This window comes from Uliginosibacterium aquaticum (assembly GCF_012972705.2).
Classification (GTDB): domain Bacteria; phylum Pseudomonadota; class Gammaproteobacteria; order Burkholderiales; family Rhodocyclaceae; genus Uliginosibacterium; species Uliginosibacterium aquaticum.
In genome coordinates this window covers 1,384,478-1,402,624 of the sequence record NZ_JABCSC020000001.1, presented here as the reverse complement: position 1 = coordinate 1,402,624, position 18,147 = coordinate 1,384,478, and the positions used below count along the sequence as shown (strand labels likewise).

Here is an 18,147-nt window from a genome sequence, read left to right as displayed (position 1 = left end):
CAAACCTTGCAAAACAGTTCAGGCCAGCACTAGCGGATCGAGGCAATAGATAGCGAAGCCTGTGCGACGCGCAATCGCCTGGCGAGTTCAGCGCCAGGCACTACCAACCTGAATGTAGACCGCCGTATCCTCCGGACCGCGCGCCACATCCAGCCCGGCCAGCAGCCCCAGCCTGCGCGCAATCAGATAACGGAAGCCAGCACCAATGGTCGTGACCTGCTCGGCCTCCGAAAAATCATGGCGCCGGCAATAGGCCTTGCCCACACCGCCAAACCCGATTGCCGACCAGCGGTCATCGATGGCATAGCGCAACTCCAGTTCTCCGGCGGCAGTCTCCCTGTCCTGGTAACGCGCAGCGGGGATACCCCGCAGCTTGACATAGGGCTGCGCCCAGAACGGCGCGTCGCCCTGCGCGCGCTGCCAGTCTGCCCGCAGGCCGAGCACAAGACTGCGCCCCAGCGGCTGCCAGTGGTAGCCGCGCACGCCCAGCAGATCGAAACTGCTGGTGCTGCCGAATTCCGGCCGCATGAAATTCGCTTCCCCCTCCACATAGCTGCCGGAGTTAGGGGAGAGAAAATTGTCGCGCGTGTCGTAATCAATCACTACCCCGCCGACCCCAAGCGTCTCCGACACGGACTGATTCACCAGATCCAGCGGCCGTTCGCGCTCGAAGTGCATTTCGGTATCGAAATACGCATAGCGCAGGCCCATTAACCAGGGACTGTCGCCCGCGCGCAGCAGCACTTGCTGCACGAAACCCGCCCCGTCAATGGTGTAACGCTGGGCCTGGTCGCCCAGCCCGTAGTAATCCAGGTTGATGCCCATCTTGACCACGCCACTGATGGAGCGGATGCGGTCGCCGTTCCATCCATGCATATGCCCGGCGAATCCCCCCTGGGTGCCATTCTCGGTCTTGAAACCGCCAAAGGCGGAAACGTTCGGCGGCGCCCGGCGCCCGGTTTCGGCCAGGCTCTTATTCGACGCGTCGGCGATGGACTCATCGAAATACAGCGCTGCGAGGCCAACTCCAAAGCCTACGGCCGGCTCAGTCACAATGATCGGCACCGGCAGCATGCCCTGATAGGTCAGCAGGTGCTCGCTCATGTCAAAACGACCGTCCTCCGGATCGGAGAAACGGCCGTTTTCGGCATGAACTTGCGATGCTGCCAGCACCAGGCTAGCGAGCATCATCAGGCGTGGAATCAGCCCAGCCACACCCTTGCGTTGCGGAACATGCGCATCCACGGCGAATCCTCTCCCAGTGAGGCCGGCGCCCAGCTCATCTGCACCGTGCGGCGGCAGCGTTCCGGGTGCGGCATCATGATGGTGAAGCGCCCGTCCGGGGTGGTCAGGCCGGTGATGCCAGCGGGCGAGCCGTTCGGATTGGCGGGGTAAGCGCTCGCCACCTCGCCCTTGTTGTCGATGAAGCGCAACGAGACCAGCGCCTTGTCTTGTGCGCCATGCTGGCTGAAGTCGGCACGGCCTTCGCCGTGGCTGACCACGATGGGCATGCGACTACCGGCCATGCCGGCGAGCAGGATGCTCGGCGACTCCAGCACTTCGACCAACGCGGTGCGGGCTTCGAACTGCTCGCTGCGGTTGCGCTGGAAACGCGGCCAGGCATCGGCGCCGGGGATGATTTCGGCGAGGTTGCTCATCATCTGGCAACCGTTGCACACGCCCAGCGCGAAGGTGTCGCTGCGGCCGAAGAAGGCCGAGAACTGTTCGCGCAGCTTGTCATTGAACAGGATGGACTTGGCCCAGCCCTGCCCCGCGCCCAGCACGTCGCCATAGGAGAAACCGCCGCAAGCGGCCAGACCGTGGAAGTCCGCCAGATTCACGCGCCCCGCCATCAGGTCGGACATGTGCACGTCAAACGGAGCGAAACCGGCCGCCTCGAAAGCCGAGGCCATTTCGTTCTGCGAATTCACGCCCTGCTCGCGCAGGATCACGACCTTGGGACGTGCGCTCAATTTGGCAATATACGGCGCAGCCACATCTTCGGCCGCATTGAAACTCAGCGCGACGGACAGGCCCGGATCGGCCTTGTCGGCCAGAGCATTGAATTCCTGATCGGCGCTCATCGCGTCGTCGCGGATGCGGGCGATCTCATGGCTGACCTCGCTCCACACCTGCAGCAGCTCGTGCACATCGGCTTCGAACACGGTCTTGGCATTGCGGCGGATACGCAGGGCGCCACGATCATTCGGGAAGCCGATGAAGTGGGTTTCCGCGCCCAGCCCGGCTTCGCGCAGCATGACTTGCACACGCTCGCGGTCGCTGCGGCGGATCTGTACGACGGCACCGAGTTCCTCGGCAAACAACGCGCCGAAGACGCGATCATTGAAGCGGCCCTTGAGCATATCCGGGCGCTTTTCGGCGCCATCGATGTCATTGACCATGTCGTCGTAGCACACCGAATCCAGCTCGATCGAGATGCCGCTGCGGGCGGCGAAGGCCATTTCGGCCAGCGTCGTGAACAAGCCGCCATCGGAGCGGTCGTGGTAGGCCAGCAGCAGGTCGGCTTGCTTCAGCGCGGTGATGCCCTTGAAGAAAGCCTTCATGGTCACGGCGTCGATATCCGGCGCATGTTCGCCGACCGAGTTGTAGGCCTGCGCGAGGATCGAGCCGCCGAGGCGATGCTTGCCCTTGCCCAGATCGATCAACACCAGTTCGGTCTCGACGCCCTCTTCGATCTTCAGTTGCGGCGTCAGGGTCTTGCGGATGTCCTGCACCGGCGCGAAAGCGGTAGCGATCATGGACAGCGGCGAGGTCACGGACTTTGCCTCTTCACCCTCTTTCCAGGTGGTGCGCATCGACAGCGAATCCTTGCCGACCGGAATCGACAGATCGGCGCCGATACAGAATTCGGACACGGCCTTGACCGTATCGAACAGGCGCACATCTTCGCCGCGCTGACCGCAGGCGGCCATCCAGTTGGCGGAGAGTTTCACGTCGCCGATGTCGGCAATGTCCGCTGCCAGCAGATTGGTGATGGATTCGCCCACCGCCATGCGGCCCGAAGCCGCCGGATTCACGCAGGCCAGCGGCGTGCGCTCGCCCATCGCGAAGGCGTCGCCGGTGTAACCGTGGAAGCTCATGGCAGTGACGGCCACATCGGCCACCGGAGTCTGCCAGGGGCCGACCATCTGGTCGCGCGCGGTCAGGCCGCCCACCGAGCGGTCGCCGATGGTGATCAGGAAGGATTTGCTGGACACGGCCGGCATGCGCAGCACGCGCAGCGCGGCTTCCGACACATCGATTTCCGACACATCGAAGGGCGGCAGGTAGATCGGGCGCGTGCTCACGTCGCGGGTCATCTTCGGCGGCTTGCCGAGCAGCACCTGCATGTCCATGTCGACCGCGTGATTGCCGAAGTGGCTGTCGGTCACCTGCAGTCGGCCGTCACCGGTCGCCGTGCCGACCACCGCAAACGGGCAACGCTCGCGGGCGCAGAAGGATTCAAACAGCGGCAGCGATTCCGGCGCAATTGCCAGCACGTAACGCTCTTGCGATTCGTTCGACCAGATTTCGCGCGGGCTCATGCCCGGCTCTTCGATCTGAATATTGCGCAGCTCAAAGTGCGCGCCGAGTTCGGCGAAATCCGCCAGCTCCGGCATGGCGTTGGACAAGCCACCCGCGCCCACGTCGTGCATGGCCAGAATCGGGTTCTTCTCGCCGAGCTGCCAGCAGGCGTCGATGACTTCCTGCGCGCGGCGTTCCATTTCCGGGTTGCCGCGTTGCACCGAGGCAAAGTCCAGATCAGCGGTGTTGCTGCCGGTCGCCATCGAGGACGCGGCGCCACCGCCCAGACCAATCAGCATGCCGGGACCGCCAAGCTGGATCAGCAAGGTGCCGGGGGCAAACTTGGTCTTGAAGGATTGCTCGGCCTGAATGGAGCCGAGACCGCCGGCGATCATGATCGGCTTGTGATAGCCGCGCACTTCGCCTTCGACTTCCTGCTCGAAAGTGCGGAAATAGCCGGTCAGGTTCGGGCGGCCGAATTCGTTGTTGAAGGCAGCCGCGCCGAGCGGGCCTTCGATCATGATGTCCAGCGCGGAGGCGATGCGCTCAGGCTTGCCGTAGGCCTTTTCCCAGGGCTGAGTCGCGCCGGGAATGTTCAGATTCGACACGGTGAAGCCTGCCAGACCGGCCTTCGGACGCGAGCCACGACCGGTTGCGCCTTCGTCACGAATCTCGCCGCCCGCACCAGTCGAAGCGCCGGGGAAAGGCGAAATCGCGGTCGGGTGGTTGTGGGTTTCCACCTTCGCAAGGATGTGGGTCAGCTCCTTGCGGTAAGCCCACTGACCATCGGCATCCGGGTAGAAGCGATCCACCTCGAAGCCTTCGATGATCGAGGCATTATCCGCGTAGGCCACGATGGTGCCCTCAGGGTGCGCCTTGTGGGTGTCCTTGATCATGCCGAAGAGGGATTTCTCTTCCTTGCGGCCGTCGATGATCCAGTCGGCGTTGAAGATCTTGTGGCGGCAGTGCTCGGAATTGGCCTGCGCGAACATCATCAGCTCGACGTCGGTCGGGTTGCGATTCACCTTGGTGAAGTTCTCGACCAGATAGTCGATCTCGTCTTCCGACAGCGCCAGGCCCAGTTCGGTATTGGCGACGACCAGCGCGGCGCGTCCGCCGGTGAGGGTGTCGACGCTGGTCAGCGGCTGCGGAGCATAGTGGGCAAAGAGACCGGCAGCGGCGTCCACCGAGTCCAGCACCGATTCGGTCATGCGGTCATGCAGCAGCGGCAGCACGGTATCGCGGGCGAACGTGCCATCCAGCGAGAACTGGATGCCGCGCTCGATGCGCACGATCTTGGCAAAACCGCAGTTGTGGGCGATGTCGGTGGCCTTCGAGGACCAGGGCGAGATCGTGCCCAGACGCGGCGTCACCAGCAGATTCGTGCCGGCCGGCGCAGCGGAGGTAGCCGGGCGGGCATCGAGCAAATCGACCAGACGCTCCAACTCCTGCGCCGACAGTGCTTCTTCGATCTCAACGAAGTACCAGAATTCAGCAGCCAGCGCGCGCAATTTCACGCCAGCGCTGCTCAAGGATTCGGATAGGCGAGAGAGACGCGAAGCCGAAAAGGCCGGTGCGCCGCGAAGGCTGAGGATGTCGGACATGGGAGGCACTCTGGATTGAAACCGGCCGGGCCGGTCTGAGGGAGGCCGGATTATAGCGGAAGCGCCCCTCCAAAACTGGGCAAAAATGCCGTAAGGTCTTGAAGACAAGCCAATTCACAATCACAGAGAGCCCCCACCATGCCCCGCCCCATCGAGAAGACCGACGCAGAATGGCGTGAAGTATTGAGCCCCGAGGAATACCGCGTCACCCGCCAGGCCGGCACCGAGCGCCCCTTTAGCGGGGAATACTGGAACGAATGGTCAAACGGCGACTACCGCTGTCGCTGCTGTGGTGCCGAGCTCTTCCAGTCGGACACGAAATTCGATGCCGGCTGCGGCTGGCCCAGCTTCCACAGCGCCGCTGCGCCGGAAAACGTCGAGCAGCGCGAAGACTTTTCCCACGGCATGTACCGCACCGAAGTGCTGTGCCAGCAGTGCGGCGCGCACCTGGGCCATGTTTTCGATGACGGCCCTGCCCCGACCGGCCTGCGCTACTGCATCAACTCGGCCTCGATCAAGTTGGACAAGACTTGAAACGCACGGGCTGTCGCAGACTGCATCGCCCTTTGCAGCACTTTGGAATGCCAGGTATTTGCAGCAAGTCGCCTGGCGACTTGTCTGCAGCATGCTTCCCGACCCAGGTATGCTAAGAAGCTGTTCACGATCTGCAGCGACAGGCCGTCAGCAGGGGCTGAGGCTGGGTAAGCACAGAGCCTGCTCTGCGCTGCCGCAGCCGGTTTTCTGTGCGAAGCAAACCGTGGGGAAGCGCAGCACAGGAACCGGAGTTTATGTTGATAAATGAGGATTCCGAGCAGCGCATGAGCCCTGATCACGGCCTCGCCGTAAGATCGTAAACAGCTTCTAAGGCCGCTCGGGGCCCTTGTGGACACTGGGCTTCGCGGAAGGAAACAACCACGGCTTGAGTAGCCGGGTTAGCTGTGGCGCAACGCCCCAGGTCATGATGATCACCACCAGCATCGTCAGGAGAAAGATCCGGGGCAAAAGTGGCCAGGGCGCCAAAACCTCTCCCAACTCCAGGAAGAGGAGATATACCGTTGGGAAAATACCCAGCCATGTGACCAGGGCCACCTTCCAGCGGGGAGGCTGAGTCTGCTTGACGCCAGCTGGAGCCTGAAACCAGTGCGCAAGCCCGGAAATGCCGCGCATCACTGCTGGGCCTTCCAAATAGGGTTCTATGCTGGCCAGCCCTGCGGAGCGCTCAGCCGACTTTTGCCAGACATCCAGACTTTGGGCGTCTTTGAACGCCATCAAAGCATGGTAGAGGGTGTCCTCAACATCCTCCTCATCTCCAGGATGGACCAACTGAGCGCCTAGACATCCGGGGAAGGCCTCGGCAGCATGGATGAACTCGGCCATCAGCCATTCAAATTCAGCCTCATGCCCGGCTTTGGCGCGACGGCTTACGAGCAGCAATACGGGGTGGGCGGATGCATCACTCATTGTCCAAGCATTCGGTGTTTTCATCAGGGACGGGGACGCCGCAGATCAACCTCTTGATTACAAGGGGCGGCTGGGCTGTTAGGTGCATTGATCTTAGCAGTCAAGAAGGGCCGATCCCCCGAGCGTTTCAATTGAGCTTTAAAGCGCAGCGCAAAGCCTGCATCTGGGCTGCAACAGCCTCGATGACAGCGGGATCGGTCAGGTTCCCTTCCTCATCAAAGCCGCCTGCATAAGCGTTCACGAAAACCTCCGGCTTGTTCAGGACTCGCAAATCGAGAAACACACAGATCTGCCGCAAATGGTATTGAGCGCGTGCCGTACCGATCCCCGTTCCCATCGGCCCACCTGCGCCCAGCATGGCAGCAGGCTTGCCACACAGAAGCGCGTTGCCAGGCACTCTTGAGGCCCAGTCCAGAATGTTCTTCAACGCCGGGGCAACAGAGTAGTTGTACTCGGTAGCAGCCAGAACAAAACCATCCGCCTCTGCCATCTGATCGAACACTCTTCTCACCGAGGGAGGAGGATCAGGAAAGTCCGGATTGAATAGCGGAACCTGTAACAGGTCCGCAACCTCCATCGTGACATCGTCAGGCAGCGAGGCTTTCGCAGCCCTAAGCAGCCCCTTGTTAGTCGAATGCCTGCGAAGGCTTCCGGCTATTCCTAGCAGCTTGAACTTACTCATGTTGATTTCACCCATTCATTTACGCAAGGAAGAAGGGTCGCTAGGCATTGACTCATGCCATCCCTTACCTTGACGGCAAGCGGAAGGCATTCCTTTACTGCGAAATCTCCCGACACTCTCCGTAAGAACCGGAACCGTTCAGGCCTCAAGCTCAGCGATCCGCTCGATGCGGATCTCGCGCATGAGCTTGTCGCCAATACTCGCAACGAGTCCGGCGAAGTGCGCGGAGGCGTGATGGGCCGCCAGCGCCGCATCGTCGGTATAGGTTTCGAGCAAGTGGAAGATGCCGGGAGCATCTCGCGAGGCGAACAGCTCGTAGCTGAGGCAACCAGGTTCGGCACGTGTCGGCTCGAGCATTGCGCGCAATGCGGTTTCGACTGCAGTCACGGCATCTGCCTTGGCTTCGACGCTTGCGAATATCGTGATACTCATGGGAATCCTTCAGGTCGGCGCGCTGCTGTCAGTCGCCGGATGAATCAATGGATGAAGCGGTGCGCTGCCACAAGCGCACCGCCGGGGATGGTCGGCAGGTATCAGCCGCCGTAGAGCTTGCCCTCACCGGCCCAGTCAGAGGGCTTCACGTCTTCGAAGATGACGTAGATGTACTTCGCATCGGTGCCGGTATTGCGCACGATGCTTTCGGTGATTTCGGCTGCAACAGCCTGTTTGGTGGGGGTGTCTTTACCTTCGAACCAGCTGACGCGTACGACGGGCATGGGTTTCTCCTTGAATGGAATGAGGTGTAGGTTGGGGAGGTTTGCCGGCCGAAGCCGGCGCGGACTCAATGTTCGAGAAAATCGCGCAGATCCTGAGTGAATCTGAACGGGTTCTTGAACATGAGAAAGTGGTCTCCCTGCTCAGCCTCGGTATAGGCATAGAGCCGGGCATGCGGAATCACCGAGGCCATCCAGCGCTGACTGGGCAGGTTGTGGCTGTACTCGCCCGAGAAGATCGCGGTGGGCACGGTGATCTTGTGGCGGATCACGTCGCGCCAGTCATTGGTCGCGTGATCGAACAGCACCTTGGCGGTAAAGGCAGGGTCGGTCTTGATGAACGCGTTGGCGAAAGCTAGCGAGTTCACGTAATAGGGCGAATCTGTGGCTATCGCACGCTCGATGACCTTCATGTCGACCACGAGCTGGTTGGTCGGCGCGCCGGCCGTGAAACTGGCGACCATGCGCTCGACTGAGGAGGTCATGCCGCCGGCTTCCAGGCGCTCCTGCTCCGACCAGTCCGCATGTGAATAGATCGACACCGGCTCATCCACGAAGACAGCCTTACGCATGCCTTGCGTACCGAAGAGGTCGATGTAACCCCATAGCACGGACGCCCCCATTGACCAGCCGATGTAATCGGCTGATTTCAGACCGAGGTGTGTCGAGAACTCTTTCAGGTCCACAGAAAAACGGGCGATGCGCGTGCCGTAATCGACGCGTTGCGACAGGCCCTGATTGCGCGGGTCCAGCACATAGACGTGGTAATTCTTGCTGAGCAGGTACATCACATTGATGTACTCAGCGCCGTTGGCCGACCAGCCCGGGATGAACACCAGCGGCTTGCCGGAACCCGCCTCCCAGTAGCTGAGCCTCACACCGTCACTCGTGGTGAAGCTGTTGATCTGCAGGCCCTTGAAGTCTGAGAGCTTCGCAGGAAGCCCCTCCAGCTTGTTGGGAAAGCGGAAGTCGTGGCCCAGCACTTCGATGGCCGGGGCGGCCAGTGCGAGGCTGGTGCTGACCAGCAAGGCGAGAGCGCCCAGCGCTGTGCGAATACGGAAGTCCATGATGATCCTTGAAGGCAATCCAGAGGCCCGCTGACGCAGGCCGCTTAGTGAGGGCAACCGGTTTAAATCTGCACCCAGGCCGGCGCGACGCTCGGGCCCTTGCCGAGGAAGTAGCCGAAATGAATGTTCATCTCGCCGATAGGCTCGATGAAGCGGCTGTTGGAAAGGGGGCCAGCTTCCACGGCCTCGAAGCCGATGGACTGCGCCAGCCCGGATACGGTGGCCTTGGCTGTTGCGTCATCGCCCGCCACGAACACTTGCAGGGTTTTGCCGCTGCGGGATTCGGGCGCCATCAATTGCGCAAAGATCGTGTTGAAGGCCTTCACCACGCGGGCCTGCGGGGCGAGCTTCTGGATCTCTTCGGCAGCCGAAGTGGTGTGACCGATGGTGAGTTCCTTGTAGTCCGCGCTGATCGGGTTGGAGATGTCGATCAGCAGCTTGCCGGCCAGGTCCCCGGCCAGCTTGATGGCCTCGGCCGCAGCACCAAACGGCAGAGCCAGAATCACCACGTCGGCAAGCTTGGCTACGGCGGCAATCCCGCCACCCACTGTGCCGTGACCGATCTTCTCTGCCAGAGCAGCGGCCTTGGTCAGATCGCGTGCGCCGACGCTGATTTCGTGTCCTGCAGCAGCCAGTGCCGAGGCCAGACCTGCGCCCATGTTGCCGGTTCCGATGATGGCGATTTTCATGTTCTTGCTCCTTGTTGGTTGGAGCACACACTTTAAGACTTGAAACCACTGCGGATAAATGACCGATAATTACCATTACTTGAAACGGAGCGTTTGCAATGGATCGTCTCTTGAGCATGAGCGTGTTTGCCAAGGCCGTGGAGTCCGGCTCCTTCTCGGCTGCAGGGGAAGCCTTGCGCATGTCCTCCCAGCTGGTCGGCAAGCATGTGCAGACCCTGGAGCAGCATCTGGGCGTGCGCCTGATCAACCGCACCACGCGGCGCCAGCACCTCACCGAAGCGGGCTTTGCCTTCTATGAGCGAGTGAAGATCATCCTTGCCGAGGTGGAGGCCGCTGAAGGCATGGCCGCCATGAGCGGCGGCACCCCGCGCGGGCGCTTGCGCATCAATGCCCCGGTGTCATTCGGCGTGCATGCGCTCTCCAAGCGTCTGCCTGAATACCTGGCCGCGTATCCCGAAGTGTCGGTCGACATGTCGCTCGCCAACCGCTTCGTTGACCTGATCGATGAAGGTTTTGACGTGGCCTTCCGGGTTGGCGAGCTTTCAGACAGCGGGCTGATCGCGCGCCGGCTTGCACCCTATCGCCTGCGCTTGTGCGCGGCACCCGCCTATCTCGCCAGCCACGCGCCAATCACCCATCCCGCCGATCTTGAGTTGCATGAGTGCCTCGGCTTTTCCTACACCGAGTTGCGAACCCGCTGGAGTTTCGAGGGGCCGGAGGGGCCGATCAGCGTCGCGGTCTCCGGCAAGCTGATGGTCGATAGTGGTGAGGCGCTGCTGATGGCCGCGCGCGCCGGCATGGGCATCCTGCTGCAGCCCTGCGAGCTGGTGCGCGAAGACATTTCTGCAGGCAGGCTCGTCGAATTACTACCGGACTTTCCGGTACCGACCCGCCCCTTCCATCTCGTGTATGCGCCGGACCGCCGCATGACGCCCAAGCTGCGCAGCTTCGTCGACTTTGCGCTGGCCGCCTTCGGTACAGATGCCCAACCTGATCTGGAGGCATGATTCATCGGCATTCAGTTGCCTGATGTCGACGCAGAAGAGCCCGGCGGCTTCTTGCCGTCGGGCTCTGGCAAAGGCTGACCTTGCTTACTTCACGATGCCGAAAGGATCCTGCACCGGGCGCTTGGCCGGGTCGGCATTGTTCCAGTAGTTCTGCAGTACCCAGCCGTACTCCGGCAGGCCGTTGATGAAGGGCGGCAGCATGTCGTTTGCGCTCGGATTTTTCCAGTCCGCCTGCAGTTCGGCGCCCAGTGCAAACACCGATTCCAGTTCGGCACCGGCGGCAGTCATGCGCTGCATGGCGGCCTCGGCTTCATAGCGGCTCCAGGCACCGGAGGCATCCACGACCGGATAAACCTGGTAGCCATCATTGAGCATCGACAGGGTCGGCAGGGTCACACAGGTGCCCAAGGTGACGCCGGAAATGATGATGTGGCGACGGCCGGTTTTTGCGACCAGATCTTCCAGCGCCTTGCGGAAAGTGGGGTCTTCATAGGCGTTGATGATGCCGGTGCGGCGATAGATCGGCTGATCCTTGAACAGCTCCTTGAGCTCCGGCAGCGTGTCACCGTTCTGCCACTGGGCGTTCGAGGAGGTCACCAGCACCGGAATGCCGAGCGCTTTGGCCATCTGGGCGAGCGACACCACATTCGACTTGTAGCCGGAGGCTTGCTGAAAATCGCGCACGCTCGCCATCAGACCAACCTGATGATCAATGAAAAGCATGATGCTGTTCTCGGGCGTGGGCTTGTCGTAAGCCACGCGGCCAGCTTTGCGGGCGTCGGCCGGGCGGACCCGGTTGGCCATGACTTTGTCGCTGATCGGGCTGACGATGTCGGCAGCCATGCTGAGGCTGGAAACGCCTGCCAGCAGCAGGGCGGCGGCGATGTGGGAAAGACGCTGTTTCATGGGAATTCCTTTTCAATTGTCGGGGTGGAGGCGGCCGCGATGTGTGCCGAGGAGCAACCGCCCGGGGTAAAACTCAGTCGCGGCGGATCCAGTTCGGAGCGATCTGGGTGCCGTGACCAGCGCCGTAAGCAAAGTAGATGTTCAATCCGGCAACCGGCTCCAGATAGCGGGCGTTCTTGAGGCCACCGGCATCCACCGGAGTAAAGCCGATGCCGGCAATCAGCTCACGCACCACAGCTTTGGCCGCATCGTCGTCCGCTGCATAGAAAACCGGAGCACGGCTGGTGCCGAAGACTGGCCCTTGCGCCAGCACCTGAGCCAGGATGGTGTTGAAGGCCTTGACCACGCGGGCGCCCGGCACTGCGGCGGCGATCTGCTCAGCGGCCGAGGTATCGAAGCCCAAGGTGAGGCCCATGTAGTCGGCGGTGAGCGGGTTGGTGATGTCGATCACGACACGACCTTCGAGCGAGCCAAGTGACTTGAGTGCATTGACGGCTTCGCCGAAAGGCGTGGCGACGATAACCACCTGCGAGTCGCCCAGCGCCAGAGCAGCGGGCAGCGCTTCAACACCTGCGTGGGCTGCGGCGAGCGCCTGCGCCTTGTCCAGATTCTGTGCGGTGACGCGGATCTTGTGGCCCGCAGCGGAGAGCTGCTTGACGAAACCCGAGCCCATGTTGCCTGCGCCGATGATGGTGATGTTCATGATGCTTTCCTTTGCTATTGGGGGAGCAGCCGGTTCATCCGTCTGCCAGGGCACCGTGTGGTGCCGCCGTGGAATGAACTTTACGAGTACCGACATTCGGAACAAACTAGGCCAAACAAGACAAACTGTTCCGGATTTCGAAACATGGATCTCTTTCAAGGCATGAAGACTTTTGTCGCGGTTGTGGAGGCCGGTAGCTTTGTGGGTGCTATGGACAGCACGGGGCTCTCGAAACCTGCAATCTCACGTCACGTGAACGAACTGGAACAACATCTGGGTGTGCGCCTGCTCCAGCGCACTACACGCCGGCTCTCACTGACGAGCGAAGGAGAGACTTACCTGCAGCGTTGCCGTGACATCCTGCTCGCGGTAGATGAGGCGGAGTCAGAACTGAGTGACAGCAGTGGCGAGATCAGGGGGCGGTTACGCATTGGCGCCCCACAGACCTTCGGCGCCATGCACCTCGCGGCACTCTGGGGACGTTTCGTGACCGAGAACCCCCATCTCACACTGGACATCGTGCTGGCCGACCGTGTGGTTGATCTGGTCGAGGAAGGTTTTGACCTTGCAGTGCGGATTGGCCGATTGCCCGATTCAGGGCTAGTCAGCCGCAAACTCGCCGATACCCGGATGGTGCTGTGCGCCTCACCGGAATACGTCGCTCGCCACGGCCAGCTCACACACCCGCAAGATCTCGCAGCGCACGCCGCGATTTCGTACAGCTATTGGTCCGGGGGCGACACCTGGAGCTTCAAGGGACCTGAAAACGAAGAAATCTCGGTGCGTATCCGCTCAAGGCTGCACGCCAACAACGGCGACACCTGCAGAGCAGCCGCGCTGGCACACCAAGGCATCATCCTGCAGCCGGACTTTCTCATCCATGAGGATTTACGCAGCGGGGCCCTGATTGAATTGATGCCGGATTGGCGCGCCGCCACGATCCCGATCCATGCCGTCTACCCCACCCGCAAACACTTGCCCCTGAAAGTGCGCCGCCTGCTGGACTTTCTGGTGGAAGCTTTGCGCGAGCCCGCATGGCGATCATGAATCAAGAACAGCTTTGAAACACCCCGCTCGCTCACGGGCGGATTTGCGAAAAACGAGGCTGCCAGCGCCTGGCCATTGGCTGGCACAAGCGGCCTTACTCCGCCTTGATCTCATCCACCTCACGCAGTGCCCGGAGCACCAGTGAATCAAACTCGCGCCGGGCTTGAACGTAAACCACCACAGTGGTCGCGATGATGAAAAGCCAAGGCGAGAGCATCCAGCCCAGCACGGCGAGGCCGAAGTAATAGGCGCGCAGGCCGCGGTTGAAGTCATCCCCGGCGCAGGTATTCACGGCGGCGTGCTTCTGGGCGAAACGCTCCAGCACTTCCGGGGCGGACTCCCTGGGCGGCACCGCGCCGGTAGTGATCGAGAGCACATTGAACTGACGCAACGCCCAAGTGAATTTGAAGTAAGCCACCACGAAGATGGTGATCAGCAGGATCAGCTTGAGCTCCATGGCCTCACGCGAGATGCTGCGCGAGAACTGCAGCTCGGCAGCGGTGTCGATGAAGCGGTCCAGTGCCCCGAGGGTCGCGAAGAGGCCGGCAATGATGTAGATCGAGGTGTTGGCGTAGAAATTCACGCTACTGACAAGATTGCTGACCAGCGCGCAATCGACGATGCGGTTCTCGCGCGTAAGCATCTGCTGCGCCCATTGCACGCGCAGGCGATGGCCTTCGACAAGCAGGGTCGAATGCCCCTTCCAGCCTTTCTCCACAAGGCGCTCATAGCCGAACCAGCAGATCAGGAACCAGACCAGCCCCAACCAGTCGGCCCAGAAGAACTGCTTGAAGAAAGCCAGGAAATCCATGGTGCGCAGCTCCGCATGACAGGCGGGCAAGGATGCCCGAGGCCCTGCCCGCACGCAAGCGCATGCCTAGGGTTGACGCAGCGGGCATGGAAGTGCCCGCTGCGCGCCTCTGGCGCGGCTAATCAGTGAAAAAATACTGCTGCGGCAGTGATGGGTTGGGCGTGGGCCAGATCCAGGCGCCGGGCATCTGATCAGGTACGCCCTGCAGACGGCGGGCGCGAATGCCGGTCTGGGCCGGCGAGCTGACGGTGCCAAGCACTTCCAGTTCCTCTGCCGCGATAGCGAGAATCCGCTGGAACAGCCGGTCGGCCTCGGCAGCGGAGCGGGCGGCCTTCCACTCATCCCACCATTGCAGGCGCTGGCGCATCGCCGGCGGCGGCTCCAAGCCTTCGGTGCCGTGACTGTCGTACCAGCGCACCCAGGGCAGGCCCTGGCGCGAATCGGCCGGATGCTGGGCGAGATAGGCGCGTGGGTTGTAGGTCGGGTCGATACCACCGGAGACGACATCCACACTGATGTCGTAATCATTGGCGCGCGCCCGGCTGCTTGCCACCGCACGATCCAGGGCCTCGATCACCAGCTCGATACCGGCCTGCGCCCAGTCCTGTCGCACCATCTCGAGCGTGGCGATCATCTGTTCAGCGTTGCTGTTGACGATGGCGCGCAGGCTCAGGCGAGCGCCATCGGGCAGCAGGCGGAAACCCTGGGCATCGCGTGCCGTGAGACCCAACGCATCGAGACTGTGATTGGCAGCGGCGAGATCGAAGCGGGTGAACTGACTGGCCAGTTTCTCGTTGTAAAAGCGGTGGCCACGCGGCGGCCCAACCTGCCAGGGCGTGACTTCACCGCGGAACACGCCGCGCGCGATGGCATCGCGATCAAATGCTTGCGACAGCGCCGCCTTGAAGCGCACGTCGGCATACAGGCGGCGCAGCGCGTCACGCACAGTGGTGTGGTTGAGATAAAGCCCGACTGCCGACGCATTCACGTCCGGCAAACTCATCTGCACATGGCTGCCGCTGGCCACCAGCGCTGCCAGCCGCTCACGCGCAGCTACCCCGCTGACATGACGGATCTGCAGGTCCAGCCGCCCCTCCATGGCCGCGGCAAGAATGGCCGTGGGGTCGCGAAAGAGCTCGAAACGGATTGCATCGAGATAAGGCAGCTGGCGCCCGCGCTGGTCAACCTGCCAGAAGTAGGGATTACGCTGCAGGACGACCGGCGTCAGACCGCGCCCCAAGCCTGCACTGATCACCCAGGGATCAAGGGTGGGTTTGTCCGGGTTAGACCAGCGCCCCGCGAAGGCCGGGCACTGACGGTTAAAGAGCGCCATCCAGCCACTCAGACCAGCCTGTTTGGCCTCGGCATCAGCCTGCGGGTTGTAGGCCGCATGAAAGCGCGTGCAGTAGTGCCGGGGATAAAGCACCGGGTGATGGCCATAGGGACCGGCCAGTTCCTCGGGTAACAGGCGATTGCCCGCAGCAAAACGGATGCGCACCTGCCAGGTATCGATTTTCTCCGCCCGCATGGTCTCCCCGGCAGCCTGATAGCGATCGGCCGGCGGGCCGGAGAGGCGGCGGTCGGCAATCACTTCATTGACGGCAAACACCACGTCATCTGCCGTGAAAGGCACACCATCGGACCAGCGCAGGCCGTGGCGCAAACTGAATACATACTCGGTCGCATCGCGATTCACCGTCCAGCGCTCCGCGATGTTGGGCTGGATGTGCTCGAAGCGCGTATCCCAACGCGTGAGCCCTTGGGCCACAAAGCGCAGCACGCCGTTTTCATCACCACTGGCCAGCAAGGCGCTGCGCAGGCTGCCCCCGTAGCGCGCACCGGGGAGTGCGTGAATCACTTCGGGTGAATCTGGCAGGCGACGCTGTACCGGAGCCAGCTCACCTGCCGCTACCCGCGCTGAAAGTTCCGGGGCCTCGCTGAAAGCCTGACTGCTCATACAGGCCAGAGCGGCCCAGACAGCCAGCCCGCTACGCCAAAACCGGCTCAGGAAAAATAGATATCGCTGCATGCTTGTCCTCATCAGGGCAAATGCCGGCCGTTTGCCGACGGACTCAGCATGCCGCGCAGGCCATCGCGTCCTTGATCAGGATCGGCGTTTGAGTGCGACAACCGGCAGGTAAAGCGCAAAGCGGCGCTCCTGCGGCGCGGTGTAGCCGCTGACCGTAATCTCGCGCAGTAACACGCGCGCCTCCTGCCGCCATACGCAGCCAAATCTGGCGCGGACTTCCTCGACTACCCCAGGCAAGCTGGCCGCACGCGGGAAAGCCAGGGTGTGCCAGACCGCATACAGCCCGGCGGGATGGACGACGCGATCCACCTGCGCGACCTGCTGGCTCAACCCTAGGGCCGGCACGAAGTGCTGCACTGCAACCCTCCGCTCCAACCCGCCGCCAAGCGGACAATCGCGATCCAGCGCCAGCCAGTTGCGCCAGTGCGCCACCCCGGCCACGGCCAGATTGCCCACCAGCGGGGCGGCGCCGGTGTGTTGCTCGCGCGCCTGACCGCGATAGTTCATCTGCCAGACGGGCCGCTCGGGCAGGTATTCAAGGCTCAAGGGCGGCAGGGGCCGGCCGCGCGGCGAATGCGCGCCGACCTGCGAGGGAGCGAAGCCGAAACGGCGCACGAAAGCATGGCAGAAAGCCGCCGCAGAACCATAGCCAGCCGCAAGACCGATATCCTGCAATGCGCCCTGACCGTTGCGGATCTGCTCCAGTGCACGCGACAAGCGCAGGCGGCGCAGCGTGACCAGCGGCGTCTCCCCCACCTTGCTGCGATACAGGCGCTCCAGCTGGGAGGGAGAGAGGCAGGCCAGATCGGCCAGATGCGTCAGCGGAATATCCTCATCCAGATGCGTGCCGACATACTCGATCACGCTACGCACGCGGCGGCTCTGCAGGGCGAAGAGTTCAACGGTCATGCGCATGGCTTGAGCGGGCTCCGACAGAACGAGGGGGACGGAACCGCGAGCATACGCCTGCACCACTCCGGCCAATTGATCGCAAAGCGCATTTCAGCCCACCAGAAATTCCCGCACGATCCCGATCTGTGCCGGATCCATCAGCATCGGCGCATGACCGGTCGCGGCAATCTCGACATGGCGGGCGCATGGCCCGCGCCGACTCATGGCCTCTGCGGTGGCATGGCTCAGCAGATCCGAATCCACCCCGCGCAACACCAGGGTCGGTGCCGTGATGGCGTCATACATCGGCCACAGCAGCATATCGGTCTTGAGCGGCTGGGCACGCATGGCATCACCGATGGCCGGGTCATAGTGCATGCGCCAGCCATTGCCCTCCGGGCGCAGGCTGCTCAGGGTCAGCTGACGCCACTGTGCGTCGCTGAGCGGGCCGAAACCGGGGCAGACGCCACGCAGGTAGCGCTCAGCCTCTTCCAGCGCCACAAAGTGCGGAGCCCGTCCGACGTAGTCACCGATGCGGCTCAAGGCGGCAGCTGAAAGCACCGGCCCAACATCATTGAGGATCAGGCGCCGGATCGGGTTGCCGGGCATGGCCGCGAGCGCCATGCCGATCAGGCCGCCCATCGAGGTGCCGAGCCAGTCGACCCGCTCCACATCCAGCCGCGCAATCAGGCTCAGCAGATGCGGCACATAGCTGGGCACGGCATAGGCGCTCTTGTCCGCCAGCCAGTCACTGTCGCCGCGGCCGGCAATGTCAGGGCAGATCACCCGATAGTCGCCACTGAGCGCAGCGGCGAGGACATCGAAATCCCGTCCGTTGCGCGACAAGCCGTGCACACAGATCAGCACGCGCGGATTGTCCGGCCGCCCCCATTCGGTGTAGGCCATGCGGTGCAACTGGCCCGAAGTGAGGCATTGCACGCTGCCACGGCGCATCTCGGGCATCGCACCCAAGCAGCGGAAAAATCGCGACAAGTAAGCCAATGCCATGACA

At 62.4% G+C, this 18,147-nt stretch carries 17 protein-coding genes; 3 read left to right on the top strand and 14 right to left on the bottom strand.

Features of this window, described 5'->3' with window-relative positions; translation table 11 throughout:
• Window positions 1–87: 87 nt before the first annotated feature.
• Both HJ583_RS06240 and purL read right to left on the bottom strand, forming a co-directional pair.
• Window positions 88–1,245, bottom strand: a complete 1,158-nt coding sequence (locus HJ583_RS06240) for a BamA/TamA family outer membrane protein (protein ID WP_217423276.1) — start codon at window positions 1,243–1,245, stop codon at window positions 88–90.
• Window positions 1,203–5,129: a phosphoribosylformylglycinamidine synthase gene (purL, locus tag HJ583_RS06235; RefSeq protein ID WP_170021092.1), complete on the bottom strand. Its 3,927-nt coding sequence runs from the start codon at window positions 5,127–5,129 to the stop codon at window positions 1,203–1,205. Before purL ends, HJ583_RS06240 begins: the two co-directional genes overlap by 43 nt.
• Before the next feature lie 138 nt (window positions 5,130–5,267).
• On the opposite strand from purL, the gene msrB reads away from it, so the two are divergent.
• Window positions 5,268–5,663, top strand: coding sequence for a peptide-methionine (R)-S-oxide reductase MsrB (gene msrB, locus HJ583_RS06230; protein WP_170021091.1), 396 nt, complete (start codon window positions 5,268–5,270; stop codon window positions 5,661–5,663).
• Window positions 5,664–5,990: 327 nt separating this feature from the next.
• Here msrB and HJ583_RS06225 read toward each other — a convergent pair whose 3' ends face one another.
• From HJ583_RS06225 to HJ583_RS06200, 6 genes are all read right to left on the bottom strand, one after another.
• Window positions 5,991–6,614, bottom strand: coding sequence for an antibiotic biosynthesis monooxygenase (locus HJ583_RS06225; RefSeq protein WP_170021090.1), 624 nt, complete (start codon window positions 6,612–6,614; stop codon window positions 5,991–5,993).
• 103 nt (window positions 6,615–6,717) lie between these two features.
• Complete coding sequence (locus HJ583_RS06220) at window positions 6,718–7,272, bottom strand: NADPH-dependent FMN reductase (RefSeq protein WP_170021089.1); 555 nt, start codon at window positions 7,270–7,272, stop codon at window positions 6,718–6,720.
• 138 nt (window positions 7,273–7,410) lie between these two features.
• A complete protein-coding gene (locus tag HJ583_RS06215; protein ID WP_170021088.1) occupies window positions 7,411–7,704 on the bottom strand; it encodes a putative quinol monooxygenase in 294 nt (97 codons plus the stop codon).
• A gap of 101 nt (window positions 7,705–7,805) precedes the next feature.
• A complete protein-coding gene (locus HJ583_RS06210; RefSeq protein WP_170021087.1) occupies window positions 7,806–7,988 on the bottom strand; it encodes a tautomerase family protein in 183 nt (60 codons plus the stop codon).
• 65 nt (window positions 7,989–8,053) lie between these two features.
• A complete protein-coding gene (locus HJ583_RS06205; protein WP_170021086.1) occupies window positions 8,054–9,052 on the bottom strand; it encodes an alpha/beta fold hydrolase in 999 nt (332 codons plus the stop codon).
• A 62-nt stretch (window positions 9,053–9,114) separates the two neighbouring features.
• Window positions 9,115–9,741 (bottom strand): NADPH-dependent F420 reductase, encoded by a 627-nt coding sequence (locus HJ583_RS06200; RefSeq protein WP_170021085.1) that lies wholly within the window; start codon window positions 9,739–9,741, stop codon window positions 9,115–9,117.
• Between the two features lie 98 nt (window positions 9,742–9,839).
• Here HJ583_RS06200 and HJ583_RS06195 point away from each other — a divergent pair, with 98 nt between their 5' ends.
• Window positions 9,840–10,748, top strand: coding sequence for a LysR family transcriptional regulator (locus HJ583_RS06195; protein WP_170021084.1), 909 nt, complete (start codon window positions 9,840–9,842; stop codon window positions 10,746–10,748).
• Between the two features lie 84 nt (window positions 10,749–10,832).
• Here HJ583_RS06195 and HJ583_RS06190 read toward each other — a convergent pair whose 3' ends face one another.
• A complete protein-coding gene (locus HJ583_RS06190) occupies window positions 10,833–11,654 on the bottom strand; it encodes an isochorismatase family protein (RefSeq protein ID WP_217423275.1) in 822 nt (273 codons plus the stop codon).
• 73 nt (window positions 11,655–11,727) lie between these two features.
• Window positions 11,728–12,357: an NADPH-dependent F420 reductase gene (locus HJ583_RS06185; RefSeq protein WP_170021083.1), complete on the bottom strand. Its 630-nt coding sequence runs from the start codon at window positions 12,355–12,357 to the stop codon at window positions 11,728–11,730.
• Window positions 12,358–12,501: 144 nt separating this feature from the next.
• Here HJ583_RS06185 and HJ583_RS06180 point away from each other — a divergent pair, with 144 nt between their 5' ends.
• Window positions 12,502–13,404 carry a LysR family transcriptional regulator gene (locus HJ583_RS06180; protein ID WP_170021081.1) on the top strand — a complete coding sequence of 301 codons (903 nt, stop codon included), beginning with the start codon at window positions 12,502–12,504 and terminating at the stop codon, window positions 13,402–13,404.
• A 94-nt stretch (window positions 13,405–13,498) separates the two neighbouring features.
• On the opposite strand, the gene HJ583_RS06175 is transcribed toward HJ583_RS06180, so the two are convergent.
• From HJ583_RS06175 to HJ583_RS06160, 4 genes are all read right to left on the bottom strand, one after another.
• The gene (locus HJ583_RS06175; protein WP_170021080.1) at window positions 13,499–14,215 is read right to left on the bottom strand and encodes a DUF599 domain-containing protein; all 717 of its coding nucleotides are present in this window, start codon (window positions 14,213–14,215) and stop codon (window positions 13,499–13,501) included.
• A 118-nt stretch (window positions 14,216–14,333) separates the two neighbouring features.
• Window positions 14,334–16,244, bottom strand: coding sequence for an ABC transporter substrate-binding protein (locus HJ583_RS06170; protein ID WP_170021078.1), 1,911 nt, complete (start codon window positions 16,242–16,244; stop codon window positions 14,334–14,336).
• Between the two features lie 75 nt (window positions 16,245–16,319).
• A complete protein-coding gene (locus HJ583_RS06165) occupies window positions 16,320–17,159 on the bottom strand; it encodes a helix-turn-helix domain-containing protein (protein ID WP_170021077.1) in 840 nt (279 codons plus the stop codon).
• An 87-nt stretch (window positions 17,160–17,246) separates the two neighbouring features.
• Entirely contained in the window at window positions 17,247–18,143 is an 897-nt protein-coding gene (locus HJ583_RS06160) for an alpha/beta fold hydrolase (protein ID WP_408058171.1), read from the bottom strand.
• Window positions 18,144–18,147 lie beyond the last annotated feature (4 nt).

Bases quoted from the DNA above. Each gene is read 5' to 3' on its own strand.
- purL (WP_170021092.1), bottom strand. From the start codon at position 5,129: ATGTCCGACATCCTCAGCCTTCGCGGCGCACCGGCCTTTTCGGCTTCG.
- msrB (WP_170021091.1), top strand. From the start codon at position 5,268: ATGCCCCGCCCCATCGAGAAGACCGACGCAGAATGGCGTGAAGTATTG.
- HJ583_RS06225 (WP_170021090.1), bottom strand. From the start codon at position 6,614: ATGAAAACACCGAATGCTTGGACAATGAGTGATGCATCCGCCCACCCC.
- HJ583_RS06220 (WP_170021089.1), bottom strand. From the start codon at position 7,272: ATGAGTAAGTTCAAGCTGCTAGGAATAGCCGGAAGCCTTCGCAGGCAT.
- HJ583_RS06215 (WP_170021088.1), bottom strand. From the start codon at position 7,704: ATGAGTATCACGATATTCGCAAGCGTCGAAGCCAAGGCAGATGCCGTG.
- HJ583_RS06210 (WP_170021087.1), bottom strand. From the start codon at position 7,988: ATGCCCGTCGTACGCGTCAGCTGGTTCGAAGGTAAAGACACCCCCACC.
- HJ583_RS06205 (WP_170021086.1), bottom strand. From the start codon at position 9,052: ATGGACTTCCGTATTCGCACAGCGCTGGGCGCTCTCGCCTTGCTGGTC.
- HJ583_RS06200 (WP_170021085.1), bottom strand. From the start codon at position 9,741: ATGAAAATCGCCATCATCGGAACCGGCAACATGGGCGCAGGTCTGGCC.
- HJ583_RS06195 (WP_170021084.1), top strand. From the start codon at position 9,840: ATGGATCGTCTCTTGAGCATGAGCGTGTTTGCCAAGGCCGTGGAGTCC.
- HJ583_RS06190 (WP_217423275.1), bottom strand. From the start codon at position 11,654: ATGAAACAGCGTCTTTCCCACATCGCCGCCGCCCTGCTGCTGGCAGGC.
- HJ583_RS06185 (WP_170021083.1), bottom strand. From the start codon at position 12,357: ATGAACATCACCATCATCGGCGCAGGCAACATGGGCTCGGGTTTCGTC.
- HJ583_RS06180 (WP_170021081.1), top strand. From the start codon at position 12,502: ATGGATCTCTTTCAAGGCATGAAGACTTTTGTCGCGGTTGTGGAGGCC.
- HJ583_RS06175 (WP_170021080.1), bottom strand. From the start codon at position 14,215: ATGGATTTCCTGGCTTTCTTCAAGCAGTTCTTCTGGGCCGACTGGTTG.
- HJ583_RS06170 (WP_170021078.1), bottom strand. From the start codon at position 16,244: ATGCAGCGATATCTATTTTTCCTGAGCCGGTTTTGGCGTAGCGGGCTG.
- HJ583_RS06165 (WP_170021077.1), bottom strand. From the start codon at position 17,159: ATGCGCATGACCGTTGAACTCTTCGCCCTGCAGAGCCGCCGCGTGCGT.
- HJ583_RS06160 (WP_408058171.1), bottom strand. From the start codon at position 18,143: ATGGCATTGGCTTACTTGTCGCGATTTTTCCGCTGCTTGGGTGCGATG.